Source organism: Aurantibacter aestuarii (assembly GCF_003008425.1).
Taxonomy (GTDB): Bacteria; Bacteroidota; Bacteroidia; order Flavobacteriales; family Flavobacteriaceae; genus Aurantibacter; species Aurantibacter aestuarii.
The window spans coordinates 1-20,894 of record NZ_PXOQ01000012.1 but is presented as its reverse complement, the minus strand read 5'-3'; the positions used below and the strand labels follow the sequence as shown (position 1 = coordinate 20,894).

Annotated in this window: 19 protein-coding genes and 1 tRNA gene; 8 read left to right on the top strand and 12 right to left on the bottom strand. The window is 32.5% G+C overall.

Annotated features, from left to right (window positions below; translation table 11 throughout):
• The first annotated feature begins 28 nt into the window (after positions 1–28).
• A complete protein-coding gene (locus C7H52_RS11075) occupies positions 29–943 on the top strand; it encodes an energy transducer TonB (protein WP_106463980.1) in 915 nt (304 codons plus the stop codon).
• Positions 944–974: 31 nt separating this feature from the next.
• Complete coding sequence (locus C7H52_RS11070) at positions 975–2,162, top strand: bifunctional folylpolyglutamate synthase/dihydrofolate synthase (protein WP_106463989.1); 1,188 nt, start codon at positions 975–977, stop codon at positions 2,160–2,162.
• On the opposite strand, the gene C7H52_RS11065 is transcribed toward C7H52_RS11070, so the two are convergent.
• On the bottom strand, positions 2,163–2,903 hold the full coding sequence (locus C7H52_RS11065) for a hypothetical protein (protein WP_106463979.1): 741 nt from the start codon (positions 2,901–2,903) through the stop codon (positions 2,163–2,165).
• A gap of 149 nt (positions 2,904–3,052) precedes the next feature.
• On the opposite strand from C7H52_RS11065, the gene C7H52_RS11060 reads away from it, so the two are divergent.
• Positions 3,053–3,127: transfer RNA gene (locus C7H52_RS11060), tRNA-Val, on the top strand.
• Between the two features lie 40 nt (positions 3,128–3,167).
• Here C7H52_RS11060 and C7H52_RS11055 read toward each other — a convergent pair.
• Together C7H52_RS11055 and gldJ are read right to left on the bottom strand one after the other, a co-directional pair.
• Positions 3,168–4,460 carry a UDP-N-acetylmuramoyl-tripeptide--D-alanyl-D-alanine ligase gene (locus C7H52_RS11055; protein WP_106463978.1) on the bottom strand — a complete coding sequence of 431 codons (1,293 nt, stop codon included), beginning with the start codon at positions 4,458–4,460 and terminating at the stop codon, positions 3,168–3,170.
• A 67-nt stretch (positions 4,461–4,527) separates the two neighbouring features.
• Complete coding sequence (gene gldJ, locus C7H52_RS11050) at positions 4,528–6,222, bottom strand: gliding motility lipoprotein GldJ (protein WP_106463977.1); 1,695 nt, start codon at positions 6,220–6,222, stop codon at positions 4,528–4,530.
• A gap of 274 nt (positions 6,223–6,496) precedes the next feature.
• Between gldJ and porU the strand changes: the two genes are divergently transcribed.
• The 5 genes from porU to C7H52_RS11025 all read left to right on the top strand — a co-directional run bounded on the left by porU (position 6,497) and on the right by C7H52_RS11025 (position 15,011).
• The gene (gene porU, locus C7H52_RS11045; protein ID WP_106463976.1) at positions 6,497–10,378 is read left to right on the top strand and encodes a type IX secretion system sortase PorU; all 3,882 of its coding nucleotides are present in this window, start codon (positions 6,497–6,499) and stop codon (positions 10,376–10,378) included.
• Between the two features lie 30 nt (positions 10,379–10,408).
• A complete protein-coding gene (gene porV, locus C7H52_RS11040) occupies positions 10,409–11,686 on the top strand; it encodes a type IX secretion system outer membrane channel protein PorV (protein ID WP_106463975.1) in 1,278 nt (425 codons plus the stop codon).
• Between the two features lie 67 nt (positions 11,687–11,753).
• Positions 11,754–12,236, top strand: a complete 483-nt coding sequence (cdd, locus tag C7H52_RS11035; protein WP_106463974.1) for a cytidine deaminase — start codon at positions 11,754–11,756, stop codon at positions 12,234–12,236.
• Positions 12,237–12,347: 111 nt separating this feature from the next.
• Positions 12,348–13,346: a pyruvate dehydrogenase (acetyl-transferring) E1 component subunit alpha gene (gene pdhA / locus C7H52_RS11030; RefSeq protein WP_106463973.1), complete on the top strand. Its 999-nt coding sequence runs from the start codon at positions 12,348–12,350 to the stop codon at positions 13,344–13,346.
• Between the two features lie 3 nt (positions 13,347–13,349).
• Positions 13,350–15,011 (top strand): pyruvate dehydrogenase complex dihydrolipoamide acetyltransferase, encoded by a 1,662-nt coding sequence (locus C7H52_RS11025; protein WP_106463972.1) that lies wholly within the window; start codon positions 13,350–13,352, stop codon positions 15,009–15,011.
• 58 nt (positions 15,012–15,069) lie between these two features.
• On the opposite strand, the gene C7H52_RS11020 is transcribed toward C7H52_RS11025, so the two are convergent.
• From C7H52_RS11020 to C7H52_RS10980, 9 genes are all read right to left on the bottom strand, one after another.
• Entirely contained in the window at positions 15,070–15,510 is a 441-nt protein-coding gene (locus tag C7H52_RS11020) for an SRPBCC family protein (RefSeq protein WP_106463971.1), read from the bottom strand.
• A gap of 81 nt (positions 15,511–15,591) precedes the next feature.
• Positions 15,592–16,290, bottom strand: a complete 699-nt coding sequence (locus C7H52_RS11015) for a CPBP family intramembrane glutamic endopeptidase (RefSeq protein WP_106463970.1) — start codon at positions 16,288–16,290, stop codon at positions 15,592–15,594.
• Between the two features lie 118 nt (positions 16,291–16,408).
• On the bottom strand, positions 16,409–16,888 hold the full coding sequence (locus tag C7H52_RS11010) for a hypothetical protein (RefSeq protein WP_106463969.1): 480 nt from the start codon (positions 16,886–16,888) through the stop codon (positions 16,409–16,411).
• Between the two features lie 86 nt (positions 16,889–16,974).
• Entirely contained in the window at positions 16,975–17,484 is a 510-nt protein-coding gene (locus C7H52_RS11005; protein ID WP_106463968.1) for a PsbP-related protein, read from the bottom strand.
• A gap of 128 nt (positions 17,485–17,612) precedes the next feature.
• The gene (locus tag C7H52_RS11000; RefSeq protein WP_106463967.1) at positions 17,613–18,101 is read right to left on the bottom strand and encodes a hypothetical protein; all 489 of its coding nucleotides are present in this window, start codon (positions 18,099–18,101) and stop codon (positions 17,613–17,615) included.
• 231 nt (positions 18,102–18,332) lie between these two features.
• Positions 18,333–18,767, bottom strand: a complete 435-nt coding sequence (locus tag C7H52_RS10995; RefSeq protein WP_106463966.1) for a hypothetical protein — start codon at positions 18,765–18,767, stop codon at positions 18,333–18,335.
• A gap of 237 nt (positions 18,768–19,004) precedes the next feature.
• Positions 19,005–19,310: a hypothetical protein gene (locus tag C7H52_RS10990; protein ID WP_181256238.1), complete on the bottom strand. Its 306-nt coding sequence runs from the start codon at positions 19,308–19,310 to the stop codon at positions 19,005–19,007.
• A gap of 320 nt (positions 19,311–19,630) precedes the next feature.
• Entirely contained in the window at positions 19,631–20,221 is a 591-nt protein-coding gene (locus C7H52_RS10985) for an ASCH domain-containing protein (RefSeq protein WP_106463964.1), read from the bottom strand.
• Positions 20,222–20,387: 166 nt separating this feature from the next.
• Complete coding sequence (locus C7H52_RS10980) at positions 20,388–20,852, bottom strand: DUF1877 family protein (protein ID WP_181256235.1); 465 nt, start codon at positions 20,850–20,852, stop codon at positions 20,388–20,390.
• Positions 20,853–20,894: the final 42 nt, after the last annotated feature.

Here is a 20,894-nt window from a genome sequence, read left to right as displayed (position 1 = left end):
TTATTTACTAAGATTGTAATTAAATATCATGAAATATCTAAATACAAAACATAAAAGAAATTCAGCAAGTCTAACAGCGCTTATTATGCTGTTAATTTTGTTGCTTTTATTTTTTGTGGCTTCACCGCCTTTTATGGATCCTCCTGAAGAGTATGGTGTTGCAGTTAATTTTGGGACCTCTAACGTTGGGAGTGGCGATGTTCAACCTAATGAGCCTATAAAATCAGAAGCCAATAATAGCGAAAAACAGTTTAATGAATCTTCAAAAAGCAATCCGGAAGAGGTTGTTAAACCAGAAGAAGTTCAAAAAGAAGCGGCTGCAGCACCTCAAGAAAAACTTTTAACTCAGGATACTCAAGAGGCTTTAGAAATAAAAAGACAAAAAGAAATTGCCGATGCTAAAGCTAAATCAGAAGCAGATGCCAAAGCTAAAGCTAAGGCTGAAGCTGAAAAAATAGCGAAAGCCAAGGCTGAGGCAGCAGAAAAAAAACGTAAAGAGGAAGCCGATAAAAAAGCAAAACTTGACGCCATGATGGGCGGATTAAATAAATCTGATGGATCTACTAATGGAGGAGAAGGTAATGACAATAAGGCTGGAGATAAAGGGCAATTAGATGGCGACCCATATGCTTCAAGCTATTTTGGAGATCCTGGTACAGGTTCTGGCGGAGTAGGTTACGGTTTAAATGGACGTGGTACACCAACAAAACAGGTGTATAAACAAGATTGTAATGAATCCGGTTTAGTGGTAGTTCAAATTGAAGTAGACAGAAATGGGAATGTAGTAAAAGCTACACCTGGATATAAAGGCACAGAAAATACAGCTGCGTGTTTATTAGAACCAGCAAAAAGAATTGCTTTATCACATAAATGGAAACCAGATCCCAAAGCGCCTATAAGACAAATTGGTTTTGTATCTATAAACTTTAAATTAGGTCAATAGTTTGAAGACCTATCAAGATACTATTAATTGGATGTTTCAACAGCTTCCTATGTATCAAAAACAAGGTAGCTCTGCTTATAAAAAGGATTTAAGCAATACTTTGGCATTGGTAAATCATTTAAATCATCCTGAGCACTTGTTTAAATCTATTCATGTTGCAGGTACAAATGGTAAAGGGTCCTGCAGTCACATGTTAGCTTCTATACTTCAAGAAGCAGGATATAAAGTCGGACTTTACACTTCACCTCATTTAAAAGATTTTAGAGAGCGTATTAAAATAAATGGAAATGAAATTTCTGAAGATTATATTGTAGATTTTATAAGTCAAAACAGAACGTTTTTTGAAACACATCAATTGTCTTTTTTTGAAATGACTGTAGGCTTAGCCTTCTCCTATTTTGCAGAGAATAAGGTGGATGTCGCTATTATTGAGGTCGGTCTTGGAGGACGTTTAGACTCTACTAATGTTATTAAACCAGAAGCTTGTTTAATCACTAATATAGGCTTAGATCACACTCAATTTTTAGGGGAAACCTTAGCTGAAATCGCGGCAGAAAAAACTGGAATTATTAAAGCAAATACTCCTGTAATTATAAGTGAAACCCATACTGAAACAGAGCATATATTTTTAGAGAAGGCTAGACAGCTCAACGCAGAAATAGTATTTGCTGATCAAAAGCAATTAATTAATTACCAAACAGATTTATTAGGGAACTATCAATTAAAAAATAAGCAAGCGGTTTATTATACTATAAAAAGTTTAAGTAACAAATTTAAGGTTTCTGAAAAAGATTTTAAGAATGGTTTTCTTAATGTTGTTAAAAACACAAATCTTTTAGGACGTTGGCAAATATTACATAATCAACCAAAAGTGATTTGTGATACAGCCCATAATGCAGAAGGTCTAAGTCTTACAATGCAACAATTGAGTAATGAGGTTTTTAAGACCTTAAGAATTGTGTTTGGTGTTGTAAGTGATAAAGACTTAAATAGTATTGCACATATTCTTCCAAAAGAAGCTGTATATTATTTTTGCCAACCCGATATACCTAGAGCTATGGATGCTAGAGACTTATTTAATAAAATGACTCATTTTGGCTTTAAAGGTTATTGCAAATCATCTGTAAATGAAGCGTATCAAATGGCTTTAAAGGATGCCTCACTAAAAGATGTTATATATATAGGTGGTAGTACTTTTGTTGTAGCAGAAGTAGTTTAATTACTTCCTATAATGCTTCTTGTAATAATCAGCATAAAGATCATTAATATGTGGTAACTCGTTTACCGTTATTTTTTCAAACGTTATGGGTTGATAATTTTTTAGTAATTTTCTTTTTTTCGAATCTTTATTAATTGTTTCAAAAGCATTAACTGTAATTTTTTTTGGTAAATCATTCGTCAAACTTCCAATTTCATAGAGCGAAGAGATTCCCGTATTCTCCTTAAAGTGTGAAAAATAAGTATTAACGAAACGCTCACCGTAATAAAAAGCCAGAGTATCTTTTTTTCTAATTTCAATGAAAGTTGATTCATTTTTAGGAATATAAATAGTTTGGTCAATACCATTTATTAGTTTAAATAGTATTAAATCTGAATTGGTTTTGTTTTCTATTAAAGTATTTTGTTGATTATTTACTGAATTTGAAAACTCTAAATCATTATAAGTCTTTTCATAAGGGTTAGAAAATGGTACGAGTTCATCTTCTCCAACCTCAAAATTATCAACAGGTTTAGCATCCTTAATCGTTAAACCATATAAAAAACGAATATGTGTTTCTAACTTATACTTTGTTTTTAAAGCCTGTTGCCTATCAAATTTTTCTTTCTCTTTCTTAAGCTCTAATAAGTCTTTGTCTTGTATTGTCTTTTCTCTTAAATATTCAGACAAATAAAATATACCAATACAAAATCCAAAAGCTACTATAAATATAAAAACCAAACTTAAATACCCTTTTTTCATATATCTTTAAAATTTAACAGATTTAATTTATTTCAAAAGTAATTGATATTCAACAGTATTAATAATTTTTAAAATTATTTATGGAAAAAACTTTCAAAAAAGTTTTGTAGATTTAAAATAGGTCTTATATTTGCACTCGCAACAAGTTAGGGCGACTAGCTCAGTTGGTTCAGAGCACTTGGTTTACACCCAAGGGGTCAGGGGTTCGAATCCCTTGTCGCCCACAAAAAAAATCCGAAACATATGTTTCGGATTTTTTTTATTTTATAATATTTTCAGTATTCGCTCTAATGCCATTCCTCTTGATCCTTTTACTAAAATTGTCCTTTTTTCAGGTAGATTTAAATTTATATATTCTTCTAAATCTTTATACTCTTTAAAGAATTTAAATTCCTTAAAATTGCTTTTGTGTTTGTAAAAGTTTCCTCCCACAAATAAGGCATCTTTAAACTGAAGTGATTTAACCAAATTAATAATAAAAAGGTGTTCTTTCCAAGCTTCATCTCCAAGCTCAAACATGTCTCCCAAAATTAAATAATTATGGCTACTGTTCTGTTTACTTAAATTATGTAATACTGCCTCCATGCTACTAGGATTAGCGTTATAGGCATCTAATATGATTTTATTCGTTTTTATTTGAATTAATTGTGAACGGTTGTTTGAGGGAACATAACTTTCTATGCCTTTTTTTATAAGTTTTTTAGGGACTTTAAAATAAGTACCAATACAAATGGCAGAAGCGATATTGTTGAAATTATATATTCCTATAAGATTTGATTTTATGTTTAAATAATCGTATTCAATTTCTAAAAATGGCTGTATATTTTTTAATGTTACTAAAACATCAGCTGGATTATTATTCTGTCCAAAGGTAAAGCGCTTAGAATTTATGGTTAACTCGTTTTGCTTGGAATCATCTAAGTTCGTTATAACTGTTTGGTTATTTTGTTTTAGATAAGTATAAAGTTCAGACTTTCCTTTTATTACACCTTCAACTCCACCAAATCCTTCTAAATGTGCTTTTCCGAAATTTGTAATATATCCCAAATTGGGTTGGGCAATAGTACATAAAAATTCTATTTCTTTTTGATGATTTGCACCCATCTCTACTATACCTATTTCTGTTTCTTCAGTCATTCTAAGTAGAGTAAGAGGTACTCCAATGTGATTATTTAAATTACCAATAGTAGCAATGGTTTTGTAGCTTTGAGAAATTACAGCATATATAAGCTCTTTAGTGGTTGTTTTACCATTACTACCTGTTAGTCCTATAATAGGTATATTTAAATAGTTTCTATGATATCTGGCTAGTTCCTGTAGTGTTTTTAAAACATCATCAACTAAAATATAATGAGTTGAATCTAATTCACTGGTAACATTCTTATCATCTATAATCACCTGTAAAGCACCATTTTCTAATGCTTTTTTTGCAAATGTATTACCATTAAAATTTTCTCCCCTTAAAGCAAAAAAAATCTCATTTTCTTTTACAACTCTGTTATCGGTACATATGCCATTAGATGTTAAGAATAATTGATGCAATTGTTGTATTTCCATAGAATAGGGTATAAAAAAAGTCCTAACATAAAGTTAGGACTTTTTAGTAATATGAGGATAACTTAAATTAGTTTTTTGTTTTGTTTTGTCCTTTTGATTTTGAACCAACTCTAGACATTGCGCATCTAAATCCAATATAGTCTGTTGCCATGTTTTGAGGGAAATAACGACGTTGTGCAGGATCTAACCAATACTCTCTGTCTTTCCATGAACCTCCTTTATAAACTCTTACTTCATCATTAATTAATGAAGTACGTTTGTTGTTCTTATCCCATTCTTTTGTCATAACTCCAGCAGAGTCAACTTCAATATTGTGCTTTGGTGAATTGTACATTTTTCTTGTAGCAGATTCTTTTTTGCTATCATCCATATTTTCATCATCAAAAGCACCTTCATTAAAATATCTTGAAGATTGTGTATCTCCATCTCTGAAGTTTCTGTTGTCAGATCTGTCAAAATTTGTTCTTAAATACGTTTCATTATCGTCTACAGGAACTGTTGCGATTTCACCTGGTAAATCTCTTGCAATAACTTTTCCGTTTGGTAGAGTATCGTAAACAATATCTTCTGTAGTTACAATTTTAACTGTACCATCTTCATTTAGTGCGTTTTTAGTGTAAACGTTACCTCTATAGTAGTTGAAATCATTAAATTCATCATCTACTATAGGTCTGTAAACATCAGCTACCCATTCAGCAACATTTCCAGCCATGTCGTATAAACCAAAATCATTAGGCTCATAAGATCTTACTTGCGCAGTAATGTCGGCACCATCATCAGACCATCCAGCAATTCCACCGTAATCTCCTTTACCTTGCTTGAAGTTAGCTAATTGATCTCCTCTTACTTGACGTTTTCCAGATCTAGTATAAGCTCCATCCCATGGGTATTTTTTACGTCCTCTATATACATTGTAGCTTCTTATTTCAGATAAACCTAAAGCAGCATATTCCCACTCAGCTTCAGAAGGTAATCTGTATTTTGGTGAAATTATACCAGTCTCACGAGTTGCGAAAACACTAATAGTATCTCCTTTAGCATTTGTTCTAATTTGTTTAGAACCTCTGCCTTGTGGTTTAATAATACTATCATTACCTCCATAAGTACTTGTAGGTGTAGCTATATAAGTATCTGTGCTAAAATTAGCTTCTGCAGTAGCTCCATACTGAGTGTCCTTCTCTAAATAACCTGCATCTTGTAAATATAATTCATTTACACGGTCGGTTCTCCAGTTTGCGTATTCTACAGCTTGAATCCAGCTTACTCCAACTACAGGATATCCTGAATATCCAGGGTGGCGTAAGTAATTGTTAGTCATTACTTCATTGTACCCTAAACGGTTTCTCCAAACTAAAGTATCTGGAATTGCTCCATTATAAATGTTTTTAAAGTTTTCTTCATCCGGAGGATAAACTAACTTCATCCAATCTAAGTATTCTAAATACATTAAATTAGTTACCTCAGTTTCATCCATGTAAAAAGATTGTACGTGTTGCTGTGTAGGTGTGTTATTCCAATCATGCATAACATCATCTTGAACTCTACCCATTGTAAAAGTTCCACCTTCAACAAATACAAGACCAGGAGCAGTTTCTTGCTCTTGGTATTTTGTGTTGTACTGAAAACCACCTTCCTTGGCGTTTATTTTCCAGCCTGTACCTTGAGAGACATTGGAGTCTTGCCCTCTTTTACATCCAAAAATTGCTAGCATTGATACCGTAAGTAATAGCAATTTTGAAGTTAATACGTTTTTCATATTCATAAAATTAAGTAGCTAAATAGTAATATTTTGGTCTTGCAATATAATAATTATAGATTATATTACAAGTGTTTTTGGTTTTTTTAGTTAAAAAAATGTGAACATTAAAAAAAAATAAATGTTTACTTAAATTTTGTAAGTATTTCAGTCTTTATCAGACTATTATACTTGTAGATAACGTTCTAGTTTTGGAATTATTTTGTAGTTTTGAAATTAAAACTTAAAATTTTAAAATTTCGTTAATACTAACGGATTCTTAAAAGCGTTAGAAGTTTATATGAAAAAGATTTTTACTTTACTTATATGCCTTTATGGTATAGCTGTTTATGCTCAAAATAAATCCTATACTATAAATTGGAGTGGCTCTAAGAGTTTACAAACCGAATCATTTACCGCAACAGTACCTTTTTTTAAAAATAAAAACAATTTTTCGTTTGATATGGATGAGGGATTGTTATTTACTCATGAGTTTAGTGTCAGTGCAGCTATAAACTCTAACACGGCTTCCATTACAAATATTCAGTATGCAACTATTTCAAAAGAAGAATTAAAAGATTTAATTTATTACAAAATTCCTTCAGATATTTCTTTTTCTTTAAATAACGCCATAGATCGTGGTAAGGTTAATGCGTTCTTAAAGCTATCGCCTATTATAAAAGAAGGTAATAGCTATAAGAAAGTAATTTCATTTTCTATAAACTATTCATCTTCTTCCAGTCTTGCTAGTAGTTTTTCAACTCAAGCGGTTACTAATTCGGTTTTAGCTACTGGTGAGTGGTTTAAATTTATAATTGATAAGTCTGGTGTTTACAAATTAGATAAAAATTTTCTAAACGGTTTGGGTATTAATACCAATAGTATTAACCCAAAGAATATTAAGATATATGGTAATGGAGGACACATGATCCCATATATAAACAGCGATATTCATCCCATAGATCCAACAGAAAATGCAATAAAAGTTATAGGTGAAAATGATGGTGTATTTAATGATGGTGATTATATATTATTTTATGCTGAAGGTCCGCGTGGATTTAATCAAATAAGTAATACTCATGAAAATATTTATAATACAGAAACTCAATACTATATAACAGTAAGTGCAGGAAATGGGAAACGCATCCAACCATTTATTCAACCAGCACAATCAGCTCAAGAAAATTTAACTGTATTTAGAGATTATCAATATCATGAAACTGATGAATTTAATTTAGCAGCAGTTGGAAGACGTTGGTTTGGAGATAAATTTGATATCGAAAACACTAAAGTTTTTCAGTTTAATTTTCCAGATCTGGTAAGTACAGATCCTATCGATGTTAAGGTTATTGCAGCTTCTGCTTCGGGTTCGCCAAGTAGCATGAAAATTTCGGTTAATGGAACTCAGCAATCTGTTTTAAATTTTCCAGGCCTAGCAGCCACAAATGGTTTGTTGGTTAATGAGGCTATATATAATGGTACTATTCCTGCATCTAACGATTTGGTAACGGTACAGCTGGAGCATAATAAACAAGGTAATCCTAGTAGTGAAGCCTTTATAGATTATATCACTGTTAAAGCAACTAGAACGCTAAGGTTTAACGGTACGCAATTTAGTTTTACACCTAATTATGCAAACCCTAATTCGACTACTGTTAATTTAACTTTAGATAATACGGCTCAGGTTCAAGAAGTATGGGAGGTTTCTGATCTATTTAATGTGAAGACGATTGTAAATCCTAATTTAAATCAAATGTCATTTAGGACTAATGTGACATCCGAACCTAAATTTAATATTGTTACCAATCAAAATTATTATTTGCCAAGGTATAGTTCTAATTCGAGAGTTTTTAATAGTAATATTAAAGGAACCATCTTTAAAAACAGTAATGGAGTTTTTCAGGATATAGATTACTTAATGTTGACCACAACCTCTCACTTAAGTCAAGCTAATCGTTTGGCTCAAATTAACAGAGATAAAAAAGGACTTAATGTAAAGGTGGTTACTGTAGAGTCTATTTATAATGAATTTAATTGTGGTAATCCAGACATTGCCGCAATTAGAAACTTGGTAAGATATGTTTATACCAATGCTAGTAATCCAAATAATCGATTAAAATATTTGTGTTTATTTGGAGATACTTCATACGACTACAAAGGTAGAATCTCTTCAAATTTATATAATTTACCAACATGGAACGCTTTAAGTAGTTTTAATTTAACTACATCGTTTATTTCAGATGACTTTTATGGCATGATGGACTTAGGAGAAGGAAACCTAAATACTTCAGATAGGTTAGATATAGCAGTTGGAAGAATTGTAGCAGATTCGCCTCTTAAGGCTAAACAAATGGTAGATAAAGTTGAAAAGCATTATTCTATTAATTCAATAGGGAGCTGGAGAAATAACGTATTGGTAGTTTCCGATGATGTTGATGTTGATTGGGAAAGAGTATTACAAAATACAACTGACCAGATAGGGAATGAGATTTCTCAGCAAAAACCCTTTATTAATGTAAAAAAAATACACTCCGATGCTTATCAACAACAAGCTACAGCAGGTGGAGACAGATATCCGGAAGTCAATAGTGCCATTTCTAATGAAGCAGAGAAAGGGGTATTAGTTGTAAACTATTTTGGTCATGGTGGTGAAGATGGTTTAGCTTCCGAGCGTATATATAATATTTCTGAAGTGGTTAATCTTCGTAACGTTTGCAAATATCATTGTTTTGTAACCGTAACATGTGAATATACTAAGTTCGATAACCCTTTAAGATTAACAGCTGGAGAGTTTACTTATTGGAATCCTGATGGCGGCGCAATAGCACTTATAACAACTACAAGACAAATATTTGTGCCGGTAGGTGTAGCAGTTAATGTGACTTTGGGAGAATATTTATATTCTTACAGTACAAACGATACCTTCGGGCCAAATGAGTATCCTTCTATAGCAGAAGCCTTAAGATTAACAAAAAATAATCCAAATGTATCTTCAACTCAACAGAAGTTGTTAATATTTGCTATTGGAGATCCAGCATTAGAATTGCCTATTCCACAACCTAATATAAAATTAACAAAGGTAAATGATGAGCCAATTGCCTCTCAAACAGAGCCACTAAAAGCTTTGGGTTATGCTAAAATTGAAGGTGAAGTGCAGAGTGAAAATGGGACTTTATTAAGTAACTATAATGGTATTCTTACAACAATAATATTTGATAAAAACGAGCAAAGGACCACTTTAGCAAACGATAATACGACATTTAACGGGAATGTGATTAAATTAGATTACGAAAATTTAGGACCTACCATTTATAGAGGTCAAGCAACTGTAACTAACGGGCGTTTTAGTTTTGATTTTATTGTTCCAAGAGATATCTCTGTTCCTGTTGGGAATGGACGAGTTAGTTTTTATGCTAATCAAGAAAACAGTTTAGATGATAAAACTGGCGCTAGTGTAGACGAGCTATTAATAGGAGGTATTAATTTAGATGCACCCGAGGATAATATTGGACCAGCTATAACCTTGCATATTAACGATAAATCCTTTGCGTCTGGAGGTATTACAAATACAGAGCCATTATTATTGGTTAGTCTTGAAGATGCAAACGGAATTAATACAGCAAGTGGTATTGGTCATGATATTACAGCTATTCTGGATGGTGATGAAGTAAACCCTTATGTGTTAAACGATTATTATTTAACAGAAGTAGACGACTATACAAAAGGAAGTTTAGAATTTAAGTTTAGAGATTTAGAACCTGGTTTACATACCTTAACGTTAAAAGCATGGGATGTTTACAACAACTCTTCCACGTCAGAAATCCAATTTGTAGTCTATGATGAAAATACAGAACTGGTAATTGATAAAGTTTTAAATTATCCTAATCCATTTATTAATTATACAGAGTTTTGGTTTACTCATAATAGCTCAGAACCATTAGATATTTCGGTTCAAATCTTTACCGTTTCTGGTAAAATAGTTAGAACATTAAATGGTCAAACGACATCAGATAACTGTTGTAATCAAGGTGGAGCGACACTTTCAAGGGATATAGTATGGGATGGAAGAGATGACTTTGGCGATAAAATAGGAAAAGGAACTTATATTTATAAAATAAAAGTACATTCTAAGACGTTAAATAAAACGGTAGAAAAAATAGAGAAACTTGTAATACTTCAATAATAATTTATATTTGCTAACAAAAAAACTTTTATGAAAGTAAACATCTTACTAATTGTCCTTATGGTATGGGCAACAAACACTATAGCTCAAACCACTATTATTCCAGATCAGGACTCACGTACGATTACTACAGGTATTCCTTTTGCGCTTATAGCACCAGACGCTAGAGCTGCAGGTATGGGAGACATGGGAGTAGCAACATCATCAGATGCTTTTTCACAAGCATGGAATCCTGCAAAATATGCCTTTAACACCTCTAAGTCTGGAGTGTCTTTAAGTTACACGCCTTATTTGAGTAAATTAGTAAATGATATTGGTTTAGCTTACCTAAGTTATTTCAATAGAATTAATGAAAACAGTGCTTTTGGTGCTAGTTTTAGATATTTTTCTTTAGGAGAAATTGAATTCATTACCGAAGAACAAGCCAATTCTCAAAATCCAGTAGGAACTATTCAAAAACCAAATGAGTTTACATTTGATGTGTCTTATGGTTTGCGACTAAGTGAGCGTTTTTCTATGGCAGTTGCTTTACGTTATTTACGTTCAGATTTAAAACTACAGACCGAAAATACCGATGCCAAAGCAGCGAGTTCTTTTGGTACCGATATAACTGGTTACTACCAGTCTGAAGAAGAGGCGTACAGTGATTTTAATGGACGCTGGAGAGGTGGTTTTGCAATCCAGAATTTAGGGCCTAAATTTAAGTATGATGAAGCAGGACAAGAAAATTTTCAGCCTACAACCTTACGTTTAGGAGGAGGATTTGACTTTATTTTTGACCAATATAATAAGTTAGGAGTTACTGTCGAGGTGGCTAAACTTTTAGTACCAACACCACCTGTTACAGGGAGAGAGTTTAATTATACCGATACTAATGGTAATGGTGTATATGACCCGGAAAACGGAACTGATGCTTCAGATACGGATGTATTAGGAAATGAGACTAATCCAGGTGAGACCATTATTTTAGAAGGACAAGATCCAGATGTAGGTTTTATTTCTGGGGTTTTTCAATCTTTTGGAGATGCTCCAGGAGGATTTAAAGAAGAATTACAAGAGTTTACCTATGCAATTGGTGCAGAATATTTATATAAGGATGCATTTGCCTTACGTTTAGGTTACTTTAATGAGCATGAAACTAAAGGTGCAAGAAAATTCTTCGCTTTAGGTGCTGGTTTCAAATATAATGTAATTAATATGGATTTATCTTATTTGTTTTCATCATCTAAAGTGCAGAGTCCATTAGAAAATACTTTACGTTTTTCATTAACGTTTAATTTAGGACAAGGAACATATTCAGAATATTAATATTTTAAAACATTTAAAAAAAAACTATTGAACTTTCAATAGTTTTTTTTTGCCTTATATTTAACCTATGCAAAAAATTACAATACAGTCAGATTTTACGGTTTTCGAGACTCTTAATGAGCTTGACCAAGAGATACAAAATTTATTTAATCATGCAGAAAAAGCAAGACAAAAGGCTTACGCACCTTATTCTAATTTTTTGGTAGGTTGTGCTCTTTTATTGGATAATGGCGAAATTATAACAGGTAGTAACCAAGAAAATGCAAGTTATCCATCGGGCTTGTGTGCAGAGCGTACTGCAATTTATTATGCTGGTGCAAAATACCCTGAGGCCAAGGTTGTAAAAATGACAATTATTGCAGGATCAATTAATCAAGTTACGGCTAGTCCAATACCGCCATGTGGTGCGTGCAGACAAGCAGTTTTTGAATATGAATTTAAGCAGAAAACTCCAATTGAAATTTACTTTAAAGGTGAAGAAGGACAGATTCTAAAATCAGATTCTTTAGAAAACATGTTGCCTTTAACATTTAATAGTAAGTATCTATAACGTTTTCGTAAGTTTTTTTGAATAAAAATAGTAATACTATAGCATTTCGGTTTTTTCGTTATTATCTAAAGTGTTACTTTTGTGAAACTGTACAAATAATAAATAATACCAATGCAAGAAGTTACCAAAGACACCTATATTAAATGGTATGAGGATATGTTATTCTGGAGAAAGTTTGAAGACAAACTGGCTGCCGTATATATTCAACAAAAAGTAAGAGGATTTTTACATCTTTATAACGGACAAGAAGCCGTATTAGCAGGCGCTTTACATGCTATGGACTTGACCAAAGATAAAATGATTACGGCTTATAGAAATCACGTACAACCAATAGGTATGGGTGTAGATCCAAAACGTGTAATGGCAGAACTTTACGGTAAAGCCACAGGAACTTCTAAAGGTTTAGGTGGTTCTATGCATATTTTCTCTAAAGAACACCGCTTTTATGGAGGACATGGTATCGTAGGAGGACAAATTCCTTTAGGTGCAGGTATTGCATTTGGAGATAAGTATCATAATGTAGATGGTGTTACCTTATGTTGTTTTGGAGATGGAGCAGCAAGACAAGGGTCTTTACATGAAACGTTTAACTTAGCCATGTTATGGAAATTACCAGTGGTATTTGTTTGTGAAAACAACGGGTATGCAATGGGAACTTCTGTAGAGCGTACAGCTAACCATACAGACATTTGGAAATTAGGATTAGGATATGAAATGCCTTGTGGTCCTGTAGATGGAATGAATCCAGTTAAAGTTGCCGAAGCTTTTGATGAAGCTATTTCTAGAGCACGACGCGGAGATGGACCAACCTTTTTAGAATTAAAAACATACCGTTATAGAGGACACTCTATGAGTGATGCGCAGCATTATAGAACTAAGGATGAAGTAGAAGAGTACAAGAAAATAGATCCAATTACTCAGGTTAAGGATATTATTCTTGAAAACAACTATTTAACGGAAGCTGAAATTAAAAAAATAGACAAGCGCGTTAAAGAAAAAGTAAGCGAATGTGAAAAATTTGCTGAAGAATCTCCATATCCAGAATTAAATGTTATGTACGATTCGGTTTACGAGCAAGAAGATTATCCATTTATAGATCACAAAATATAAGTTATGGCAGAAGTAATAAATATGCCACGATTAAGCGACACCATGGAAGAAGGTACAGTCGCTTCTTGGTTAAAAAAAGTAGGAGATAAAATTGAGGAAGGCGATATTTTAGCTGAAATTGAAACGGATAAAGCGACTATGGAGTTTGAGTCTTTTCACGAAGGGACTTTGTTACATATTGGCGTTCAAGAAGGTGAGACCACTAAAGTCGATGAGCTTTTGGCTATTATAGGTGAAGAAGGAGAAGATATTTCTGAGTATTTAAATGGTGGTTCGTCTAAAAAAGAAGAGTCTAATGAAGATGAAGTAACAGATAGTGCTTCTGAGAATAAAAAAGATGCTTCAGACGAAAAAGAATCTTCAGACGCTAAAGAAGAAACAAATTCTGAAGAACTTCCAGAAGGAGTTACTGTGGTAACTATGCCACGTTTAAGTGACACTATGGAAGAAGGAACTGTAGCTACATGGTTGAAAAAAGTAGGCGATATGGTCGAAGAAGGCGATATTTTAGCTGAAATTGAAACGGATAAAGCAACGATGGAGTTTGAATCGTTTCAATCTGGAACTTTATTACAAATAGGGTTGGAAGAAGGAGAATCGGCTAAGGTTGATGCTTTATTAGCTATTATAGGTCCTGAAGGAACCGATGTGTCTTCAATTGCTAAAAACTTTAAGACTGCAGGAACAGATTCAGATAAAAAGGAAAGCAAAAAAGAGGCATCTAAAAAAGAATCTTCTAAGGCTTCAGCACCAAAAGAAACTAAGTCAGAAAGTAAATCTAGTTCAGAATCAAAATCTGAGCATAACGTTTCAGGCCGAATTTTTGTATCGCCATTAGCTAAAAAAATGGCAGAAGAAAAAGGTTTAAATCTTTCTCAAGTAAAAGGTAGTGGAGAGAACGGTCGTATTGTTAAGCGTGATATAGAAAACTTTAGCCCTCAAGGTTCAGCAGCACAAGTTGGTAAATTTATAGCAACTGGTCAAGAAGATTTTGATGAGAAAACAAATTCTCAAATGCGTAAGGTTATTGCTAAACGTTTAGCAGAATCTAAATTTACCGCACCACATTACTATCTAAATGTGGAGTTTGATATGGAAAATGCTATGGCATTTAGAGTGCAATTTAACTCGGTTCCAGATACTAAAATATCTTTTAACGATATGATTGTAAAAGCTTGTGCATTAGCTTTAAAACAGCATCCACAAGTTAACTCGCAGTGGTTTGCAGACAAAATGCGTTTAAATAACCATGTACATATTGGTGTTGCAGTTGCTGTAGAAGATGGTTTAGTCGTGCCTGTTGTTAAGTTTGCAAACGAGCAAAGCTTACCACAAATTGGCGCAGCCGTTAAAGATTTTGCAGGAAGAGCTAGAAATAAAAAATTAACTCCTGCAGAAATGGAAGGTAGTACGTTTACAATTTCTAACTTAGGAATGTTTGGGATAGAGAGTTTTACCTCTATTATCAATCAGCCAAACTCTGCTATTTTATCTGTTGGAGCTATTGTAGAAAAGCCAGTAGTTAAAAACGGACAGCTTGTTGTTGGGCATACTATGAAGTTATGTTTAGCTTGCGACCATAGAACCGTAGATGGTGCAACAGGAGCACAGTTTTTACAAACCTTAAAGGGTTATATTGAAAACCCAATTACCATGTTAATGTAATTACAAGTTATTTAAAAAAAAAGCCAGCATTAAAAATGCTGGCTTTTTTTTTTAAATCTTAGACTTCTGTGTTTTCTGCAATGGTTTTGATACTTTCCAAAAGTTGAGGTAAATTTTGTTCCGAGTGCTGTTGGCTGTTTTCATTAGCAAAGCCCTCTTGACACCAAGTAAATTTTGTTTGTGTTACAGAAATAGATTCTAATATATAGGTGACTTTTGCATAGTTTTCTGGGCTATCCATTAAGCCAGAAAAACCACTCCAATAACTATAACTTAAAATTTCTTTAGGGATATGTTCCAAGATAACTCCTTTGTCTTTGTAAACATGTCCCTCATAATTGCCTTTAAAAATAATAGAACTTCCAACAGCCCAACTGGTAATAGTTTCCGTACCATATAAAAACATTTTAATTTTTTCAGGAGTTGTTAATACATTCCATACAGCATCTCTAGAACCAGAAATGTTTATGCTTTTAGATACTTTTAGTGCTTTGTTCATCTATGTTTTTCTAGATTTATTAATAATTGTAGTGTAAAATTGAGATTGTATCAATTGTTTTATATATGGGTTTATTAGGTTTTATTTCTCTATTATTTCTGTTTCTTCTTTCACAAAATACCTCACATAAATGAGTACTAGAACAGGGATTATAATCAATCCATTTATAAAATTTAATAGTGAAGCCCAACCAGTTAATTCATTTCCGCCTTGTGATATTAAAAGTAATTCGCCTAAAGGTCCATTTGAGAAGATGGTGTTATAGGTAAAATTCCAACCTAGATGTAGTCCAAAAGGTAAGATGATGGATTTTGTTTTTGAAAAAGCCAATGCCCAAGCGTAACCCATTAAACCAGTGCCAATAAAAACAAAAAGCATTCCCATTATATTTCCTAAAACTCCGTAAGAGAACCAATGATAAATACCGAAAGCAATAGCAGAAAGTAATATTCCTTTTTGTGAACTCATTTTTTGAATTATAATATACAATAACGCGCCACGAAAAATCAATTCTTCTGTCAATACAGATTTAACATCCCACCATATAGATTTTAAAATAATTTCGCTGGTACTATTTTCACTTAAAACCCAAATTGAAGATTTTAGGAAAATTTCTAGGTATTGGTTGTAAAAACAAAGTATCCCAGTAATTAAAAATCCAACCAGGAATTGTTTTAATCTTTTCTTTATAGGAAGCAGTCCAAGAGCTAATATAGTCTTCTTTTCAATTAGATATAGAATTAACCATGAAATGGTAATTAAGACTATTATTCCTAGCATAATGACTTTATCAAAAGTTAGTTGTTTTATATTGCAAATAAAAACCGAATAGCGAATTCGGCAATATTTTCAGAAGTAGGATAGTACAAGCCATTAATTATGTACGTTGTTACTTGCATTAGAATTTATTCAATAATTCGTGTTCGATAATCTTATCTATGTCTTTGTCTATATTTTCTTCAATTTTGAATTTATAAAGCATCCATTTATTTTTTGATTTATAATATTTAAAAATGAATTTCAAAGGTTGTCTTTCGTATTTGACTAAATACACAAAAACATTCAAATTCCCACCAATATGTTTATTTATTAGCTTCTCAAATCCCATATAATCACCTAAAGTAGTTTTGTATTCAAGCACTTCTGCTTTAATCTTATCTATTTCTTCTTTGTCATTAGCTAACCATTCATTTGTTTCGAAAATGAAATCAAATGCAGCATTTGTATCTCGCTTATACATTGCGAAAAATTCCGCTGTTAAAGCTTCTGAAGATTTACTGTATTGCCCATAGATTGTTGATGTATATAGTATAAGGCTAAATATTAGAATTATTTTTCTTATAGTATATTGTTTCGTGATTGTAGGTAACGGTCTCATTTATGAGTAGTTGCGTGGGTTAACGATTAACTTTTTAAAGTAGGCTAGAGCAAGCAATTACTTATAGCCATTGTTGTAAGTAGTTTTTATTTTATAGTAAAACTATTCATTATTTGATTCGAGACGTTTTTTATATTTTCATAATCTTCAGCTTTTGAAACCAAAGTCAGCGTAAATAAATTATTTTCAATGGGAATTGTATGAATTCTAGTAATAAAATTCATTCCACTTGTTTCTCCTGTGACTAATAATTTGTGATAGGGTATTCCTTTATCATTTATTATTTCTGTCAAAATAATTTTTGAATTATCAAGCATATTAGATACTTGATTTTCAATTATAGATTTAAGTTGTTCAATAGTCAACTCATTCTGTCCTAAATTTTGTTTAATTAAATTAATGTTTTCAACAAAATCTTTATCTGTTTCTGTATTTGGATAAACTAAAAAAGAAGAGCCTTCTTTTCCAGACTCATCTAAAATCCAGTTTAGAGGGTATTCAATCGAATATTCAGGATGGTCATATTTTTTTGATTTAACTTTTTGACCAAGCGTTAGCAAAGGTGTTAAAAACAATATTAGTAAAAATTTTTTCATTTGTGGTTAAATTACTTACAACGGTCTTGTGTATGGTTAGTTGCGTGTTTAAGCAACTAAATTAGTAAACAAATACGAACCCGAGAAAATTCCGAAGGAATTTTCCAAATAAGCACTTGCCAAAGCAATTAATTATACACGTTGTTGTGGTTAGTTTTTTTCTGTTCAAATTCATAACTAGTTATTCCACCAGAATCAGCTGCAAAAAGTAAAAACCAGCCTCCATTTTTAATTCCTCGTGTTAATATCAGATTACCATTTTCGTTATTTCCAATAATTGTTTTTCTTTCTTTAAGAAATAGCAAAGCAGGAATTGGAATTAATAAAAATTTCTTATTTATAGAAAAATAATCACCAACTATTTTTCCTTTGAATTCTATATTCTTTATTATTGAATCGTTTTCAATTAAACTTGCTTTTAATTCCGTTTCGCTTATAAGTTCAAGTTTTACGAATGAGTTTTCAGAAACTAATGTAGTGTCTCTCTTAAATGTTTTGTTATCTGCAAGAATATTCCAAAGCCCAATTTTATCATTATTATTAATTTGATTTTTATAAACACCATTTATTTTTTCAGTTGAGAATTTAGCTGATGAGTTTTCGTTCTCGCGAATCAATTTTTTTGTTGAAAAGCAACTTGTCAGTGCCAAGCAAGAAATCAGAAAGATAAGTTTTAATGTTTTCAGGATTATTTTTTTTTAAATTAACCACAACGGTCTGGTATAACCGTCAGTTACGGGTAAGTTAGCTATTATTTTCGGTTAGTCCCAAGCCTTAGCAATTCCGAGTGGATTCTGACGTAGTCGAATCCGCCGTAATTGCGGTTATACATTGTTGTACGCAGTTTTTTATTCATTTTTTACTAAATCCTTTGCGTTTTTAATTCCGCAACCAATCACAAAAATTCGAGTTCTCCAGTCATTCATTCCGCCATAAGGAATTTTGTCAGTCCAATATTCAATTCCACGTTTTTTCATTTCAGACAGTATTTGTTTGACTTCTTGGTCAGATTTATACATTCCAATATAATTCCGATTTGCGTGTTCGTCCGATTTTATTTTTTTAAGAGCATATTCAACAGCTTCTTTTTCGTTCGCAAAGTATTCCAAAGTCTGTTTATCTCCACGTTCTGTATAGAACCATTGAAAAAGTCCTCCATTATTTTCTAAACCAAAACCCTCATAAATAGCATTTCCATTAATGCTATAACTATTCATTGGATAGCAATTTTCCTTTAGCCATTTTTCTAATTCAACAACGGTTTTTATTTCGGTTTCGGTCATTTCTTAAATTGCGTACAACGGTTTGGTATAAGAAAAGTTGCGGTTTTGTCAGCGAGGATTTTCCGCAGGAAAATCAGAAGTTGGCAAAAAGAGCAACGTACTTAGGTTAAGCCTAAAACTAGCAATTTTTTTTATACTTTGTTGGCAGTAGTTTTTATTTTTCCCATAATTCCCTCATCCGTGTTTTTGTCAATAAATCCGCTTTCTAATCCAGACCTAATGTCAAAATTCTGATGTTCAATTATATTTTCTCCAAATTTGAATTTGTTCCGAATTTTTTAAGTCAAACACTTTGTCAAAATAAATCCAATTCGCTTTACTTTCAGACCAGGCTTTTCCGTAAAATGTAATTCTCGTATTTTCCCTAATTAATTTTTTCGCTAAACGTTTCAATTCAGCTGAACGAATTGAGTTAGAAAAGTCTGAGAAGTAATTCTCAAATTCTATTAATTTTTCTCCGATTTTAAATTCATAATCGAGGCTATCAACAACAAGTCTACTTAAAATTCCATTCAGTTCAGAAACAGATTGTAATGAATTCAAATTCCGATACAATGATTTTAGAACTTCATTGTCAGGATTCCGTTTAATTTCAGAATCTAATTCCAATAGTAATTTATCTTTTTCAGTTTTAAAGTTCGTCATTTCAAATTACTGCCAACGGTCTGGGCTATGGCAAGTAGGGCGGTCGGAAGGTACCGGCCATTCCGCCAAGCCCTTAGCCGAATCTTTTGCGTTCGTATTTATCTTCTTCTTCATAAATGCCGAATCCAAAAGATTCGGCGGTGTTCGAAAGTACACCCAAGCCAATGGGGATAGGACTTGACGCCCTATTTGCTATAGCCGTTGTTGCCATTAGTACTTTATTCATCTTTTGGCCATATTTTTTTAAATTCTACTGCGACTATGAGCATTTCTTCGGTCGGTTTTTTTCCGCTTTCTTTTAAAAAATTCTCAAAAAACTCCCAATGGGCTTTTTTCCATTTTTTCAAAGGTTCAATATCGGTTCCCATATCCAATTCCGCATATTCTTTGGAAATTTTTTTAAATGGGATTGTGTCCACGCTCACATTTTCTATTATCGCTTTTGCCTTTCCATTAAAGTCCGTTACGATTTGTTTTGTTCCGACACTTGGTAAATCCGCATTGTATTGTTCGTACAAGCTATAAAGTCCAGATGAGGCTCTCTTTTTTCCGGTCAGAGTTAATTCCGCCAATCGATTTGCGTCTACCTCGTTGTTATGGAAAAAGTCAGATTCAGGAATTTCGCCATTTTTGAATTCAGGGTTTGATTGGATAAAGTCGTTCCACATTTCAGAAGCTGATTGGTCAATTCCATTTTCCGTTTCAGTCGTTATTTCCGACTGATTGTCAGTTCCCATTTCAGTTTTATTTTTTGTTTCGTTTTTACAACCAACTAAAATCAAAAACAGGAAGATTGAAATGTGTCTCATAGTTTGTTCAGTATTAATGGCAACGGTCTCGTATAACCGTCAGTTACGGGTTTATATGCGTTAATTTTCGGTTTAGAACTGACCTTAGCAATTCCGAGTGGATTCGGACGTAGTCGAATCCGCCGTAATTGCGGTTATACATTGTTGTACGCAGTTTTTTATTCATTCAATTATAATTTATTGCAATTCCGTTATTCAATTCCGATGCTTTTTTAAATCCAGATTTATATAATTTCAGATGCCAATTATTAATGTAGTCCCAATTGACTTCATATTTGGCGTGATAAACGTGATTTTCAATTAGCTTTTCTTGGTCATAGGTATTTTTCAAATCCTCAATTCCAATTAATTCCAATTCTTTGTTAATCAGCTTAACGTCGTCTGATTTTATAAATCGCTCATTTAATTTCGCTAAAATCTTATTCGGCGAGTTGTCACATTGCTGAATTAAAAATCGTGTAATTCCCCAACCCTTATCCATAGAAAATACCGTGTCGTTTTGCTTGTGATATTCTGAATCAACCCAAGCAAATTTTTCATCAAGATATTCTTCCGCATCGTCAATTTTGAGTTTTTTTAATTCCTCAATTTCAAAGTCAGGTAATCTGTATAATTCGCAAACAATTCCCAAGTTCAGTTAGTTTTTTTATTAGTAGCGCAAATTGCGTACAAC

What these genes read in the sequence shown, in the direction of transcription:
- C7H52_RS11055 (WP_106463978.1), bottom strand. Translation starts at nt 4,460, where the DNA reads ATGGAAATACAACAATTGCATCAATTATTCTTAACATCTAATGGCATA.
- C7H52_RS11075 (WP_106463980.1), top strand. Translation starts at nt 29, where the DNA reads ATGAAATATCTAAATACAAAACATAAAAGAAATTCAGCAAGTCTAACA.
- porV (WP_106463975.1), top strand. Translation starts at nt 10,409, where the DNA reads ATGAAAGTAAACATCTTACTAATTGTCCTTATGGTATGGGCAACAAAC.
- C7H52_RS11015 (WP_106463970.1), bottom strand. Translation starts at nt 16,290, where the DNA reads ATGCTAGGAATAATAGTCTTAATTACCATTTCATGGTTAATTCTATAT.
- porU (WP_106463976.1), top strand. Translation starts at nt 6,497, where the DNA reads ATGAAAAAGATTTTTACTTTACTTATATGCCTTTATGGTATAGCTGTT.
- C7H52_RS11010 (WP_106463969.1), bottom strand. Translation starts at nt 16,888, where the DNA reads ATGAGACCGTTACCTACAATCACGAAACAATATACTATAAGAAAAATA.
- C7H52_RS11070 (WP_106463989.1), top strand. Translation starts at nt 975, where the DNA reads ATGTTTCAACAGCTTCCTATGTATCAAAAACAAGGTAGCTCTGCTTAT.
- gldJ (WP_106463977.1), bottom strand. Translation starts at nt 6,222, where the DNA reads ATGAATATGAAAAACGTATTAACTTCAAAATTGCTATTACTTACGGTA.
- C7H52_RS10995 (WP_106463966.1), bottom strand. Translation starts at nt 18,767, where the DNA reads ATGACCGAAACCGAAATAAAAACCGTTGTTGAATTAGAAAAATGGCTA.
- pdhA (WP_106463973.1), top strand. Translation starts at nt 12,348, where the DNA reads ATGCAAGAAGTTACCAAAGACACCTATATTAAATGGTATGAGGATATG.
- C7H52_RS10985 (WP_106463964.1), bottom strand. Translation starts at nt 20,221, where the DNA reads ATGAGACACATTTCAATCTTCCTGTTTTTGATTTTAGTTGGTTGTAAA.
- C7H52_RS11065 (WP_106463979.1), bottom strand. Translation starts at nt 2,903, where the DNA reads ATGAAAAAAGGGTATTTAAGTTTGGTTTTTATATTTATAGTAGCTTTT.
- C7H52_RS11025 (WP_106463972.1), top strand. Translation starts at nt 13,350, where the DNA reads ATGGCAGAAGTAATAAATATGCCACGATTAAGCGACACCATGGAAGAA.
- C7H52_RS11005 (WP_106463968.1), bottom strand. Translation starts at nt 17,484, where the DNA reads ATGAAAAAATTTTTACTAATATTGTTTTTAACACCTTTGCTAACGCTT.
- C7H52_RS11020 (WP_106463971.1), bottom strand. Translation starts at nt 15,510, where the DNA reads ATGAACAAAGCACTAAAAGTATCTAAAAGCATAAACATTTCTGGTTCT.
- cdd (WP_106463974.1), top strand. Translation starts at nt 11,754, where the DNA reads ATGCAAAAAATTACAATACAGTCAGATTTTACGGTTTTCGAGACTCTT.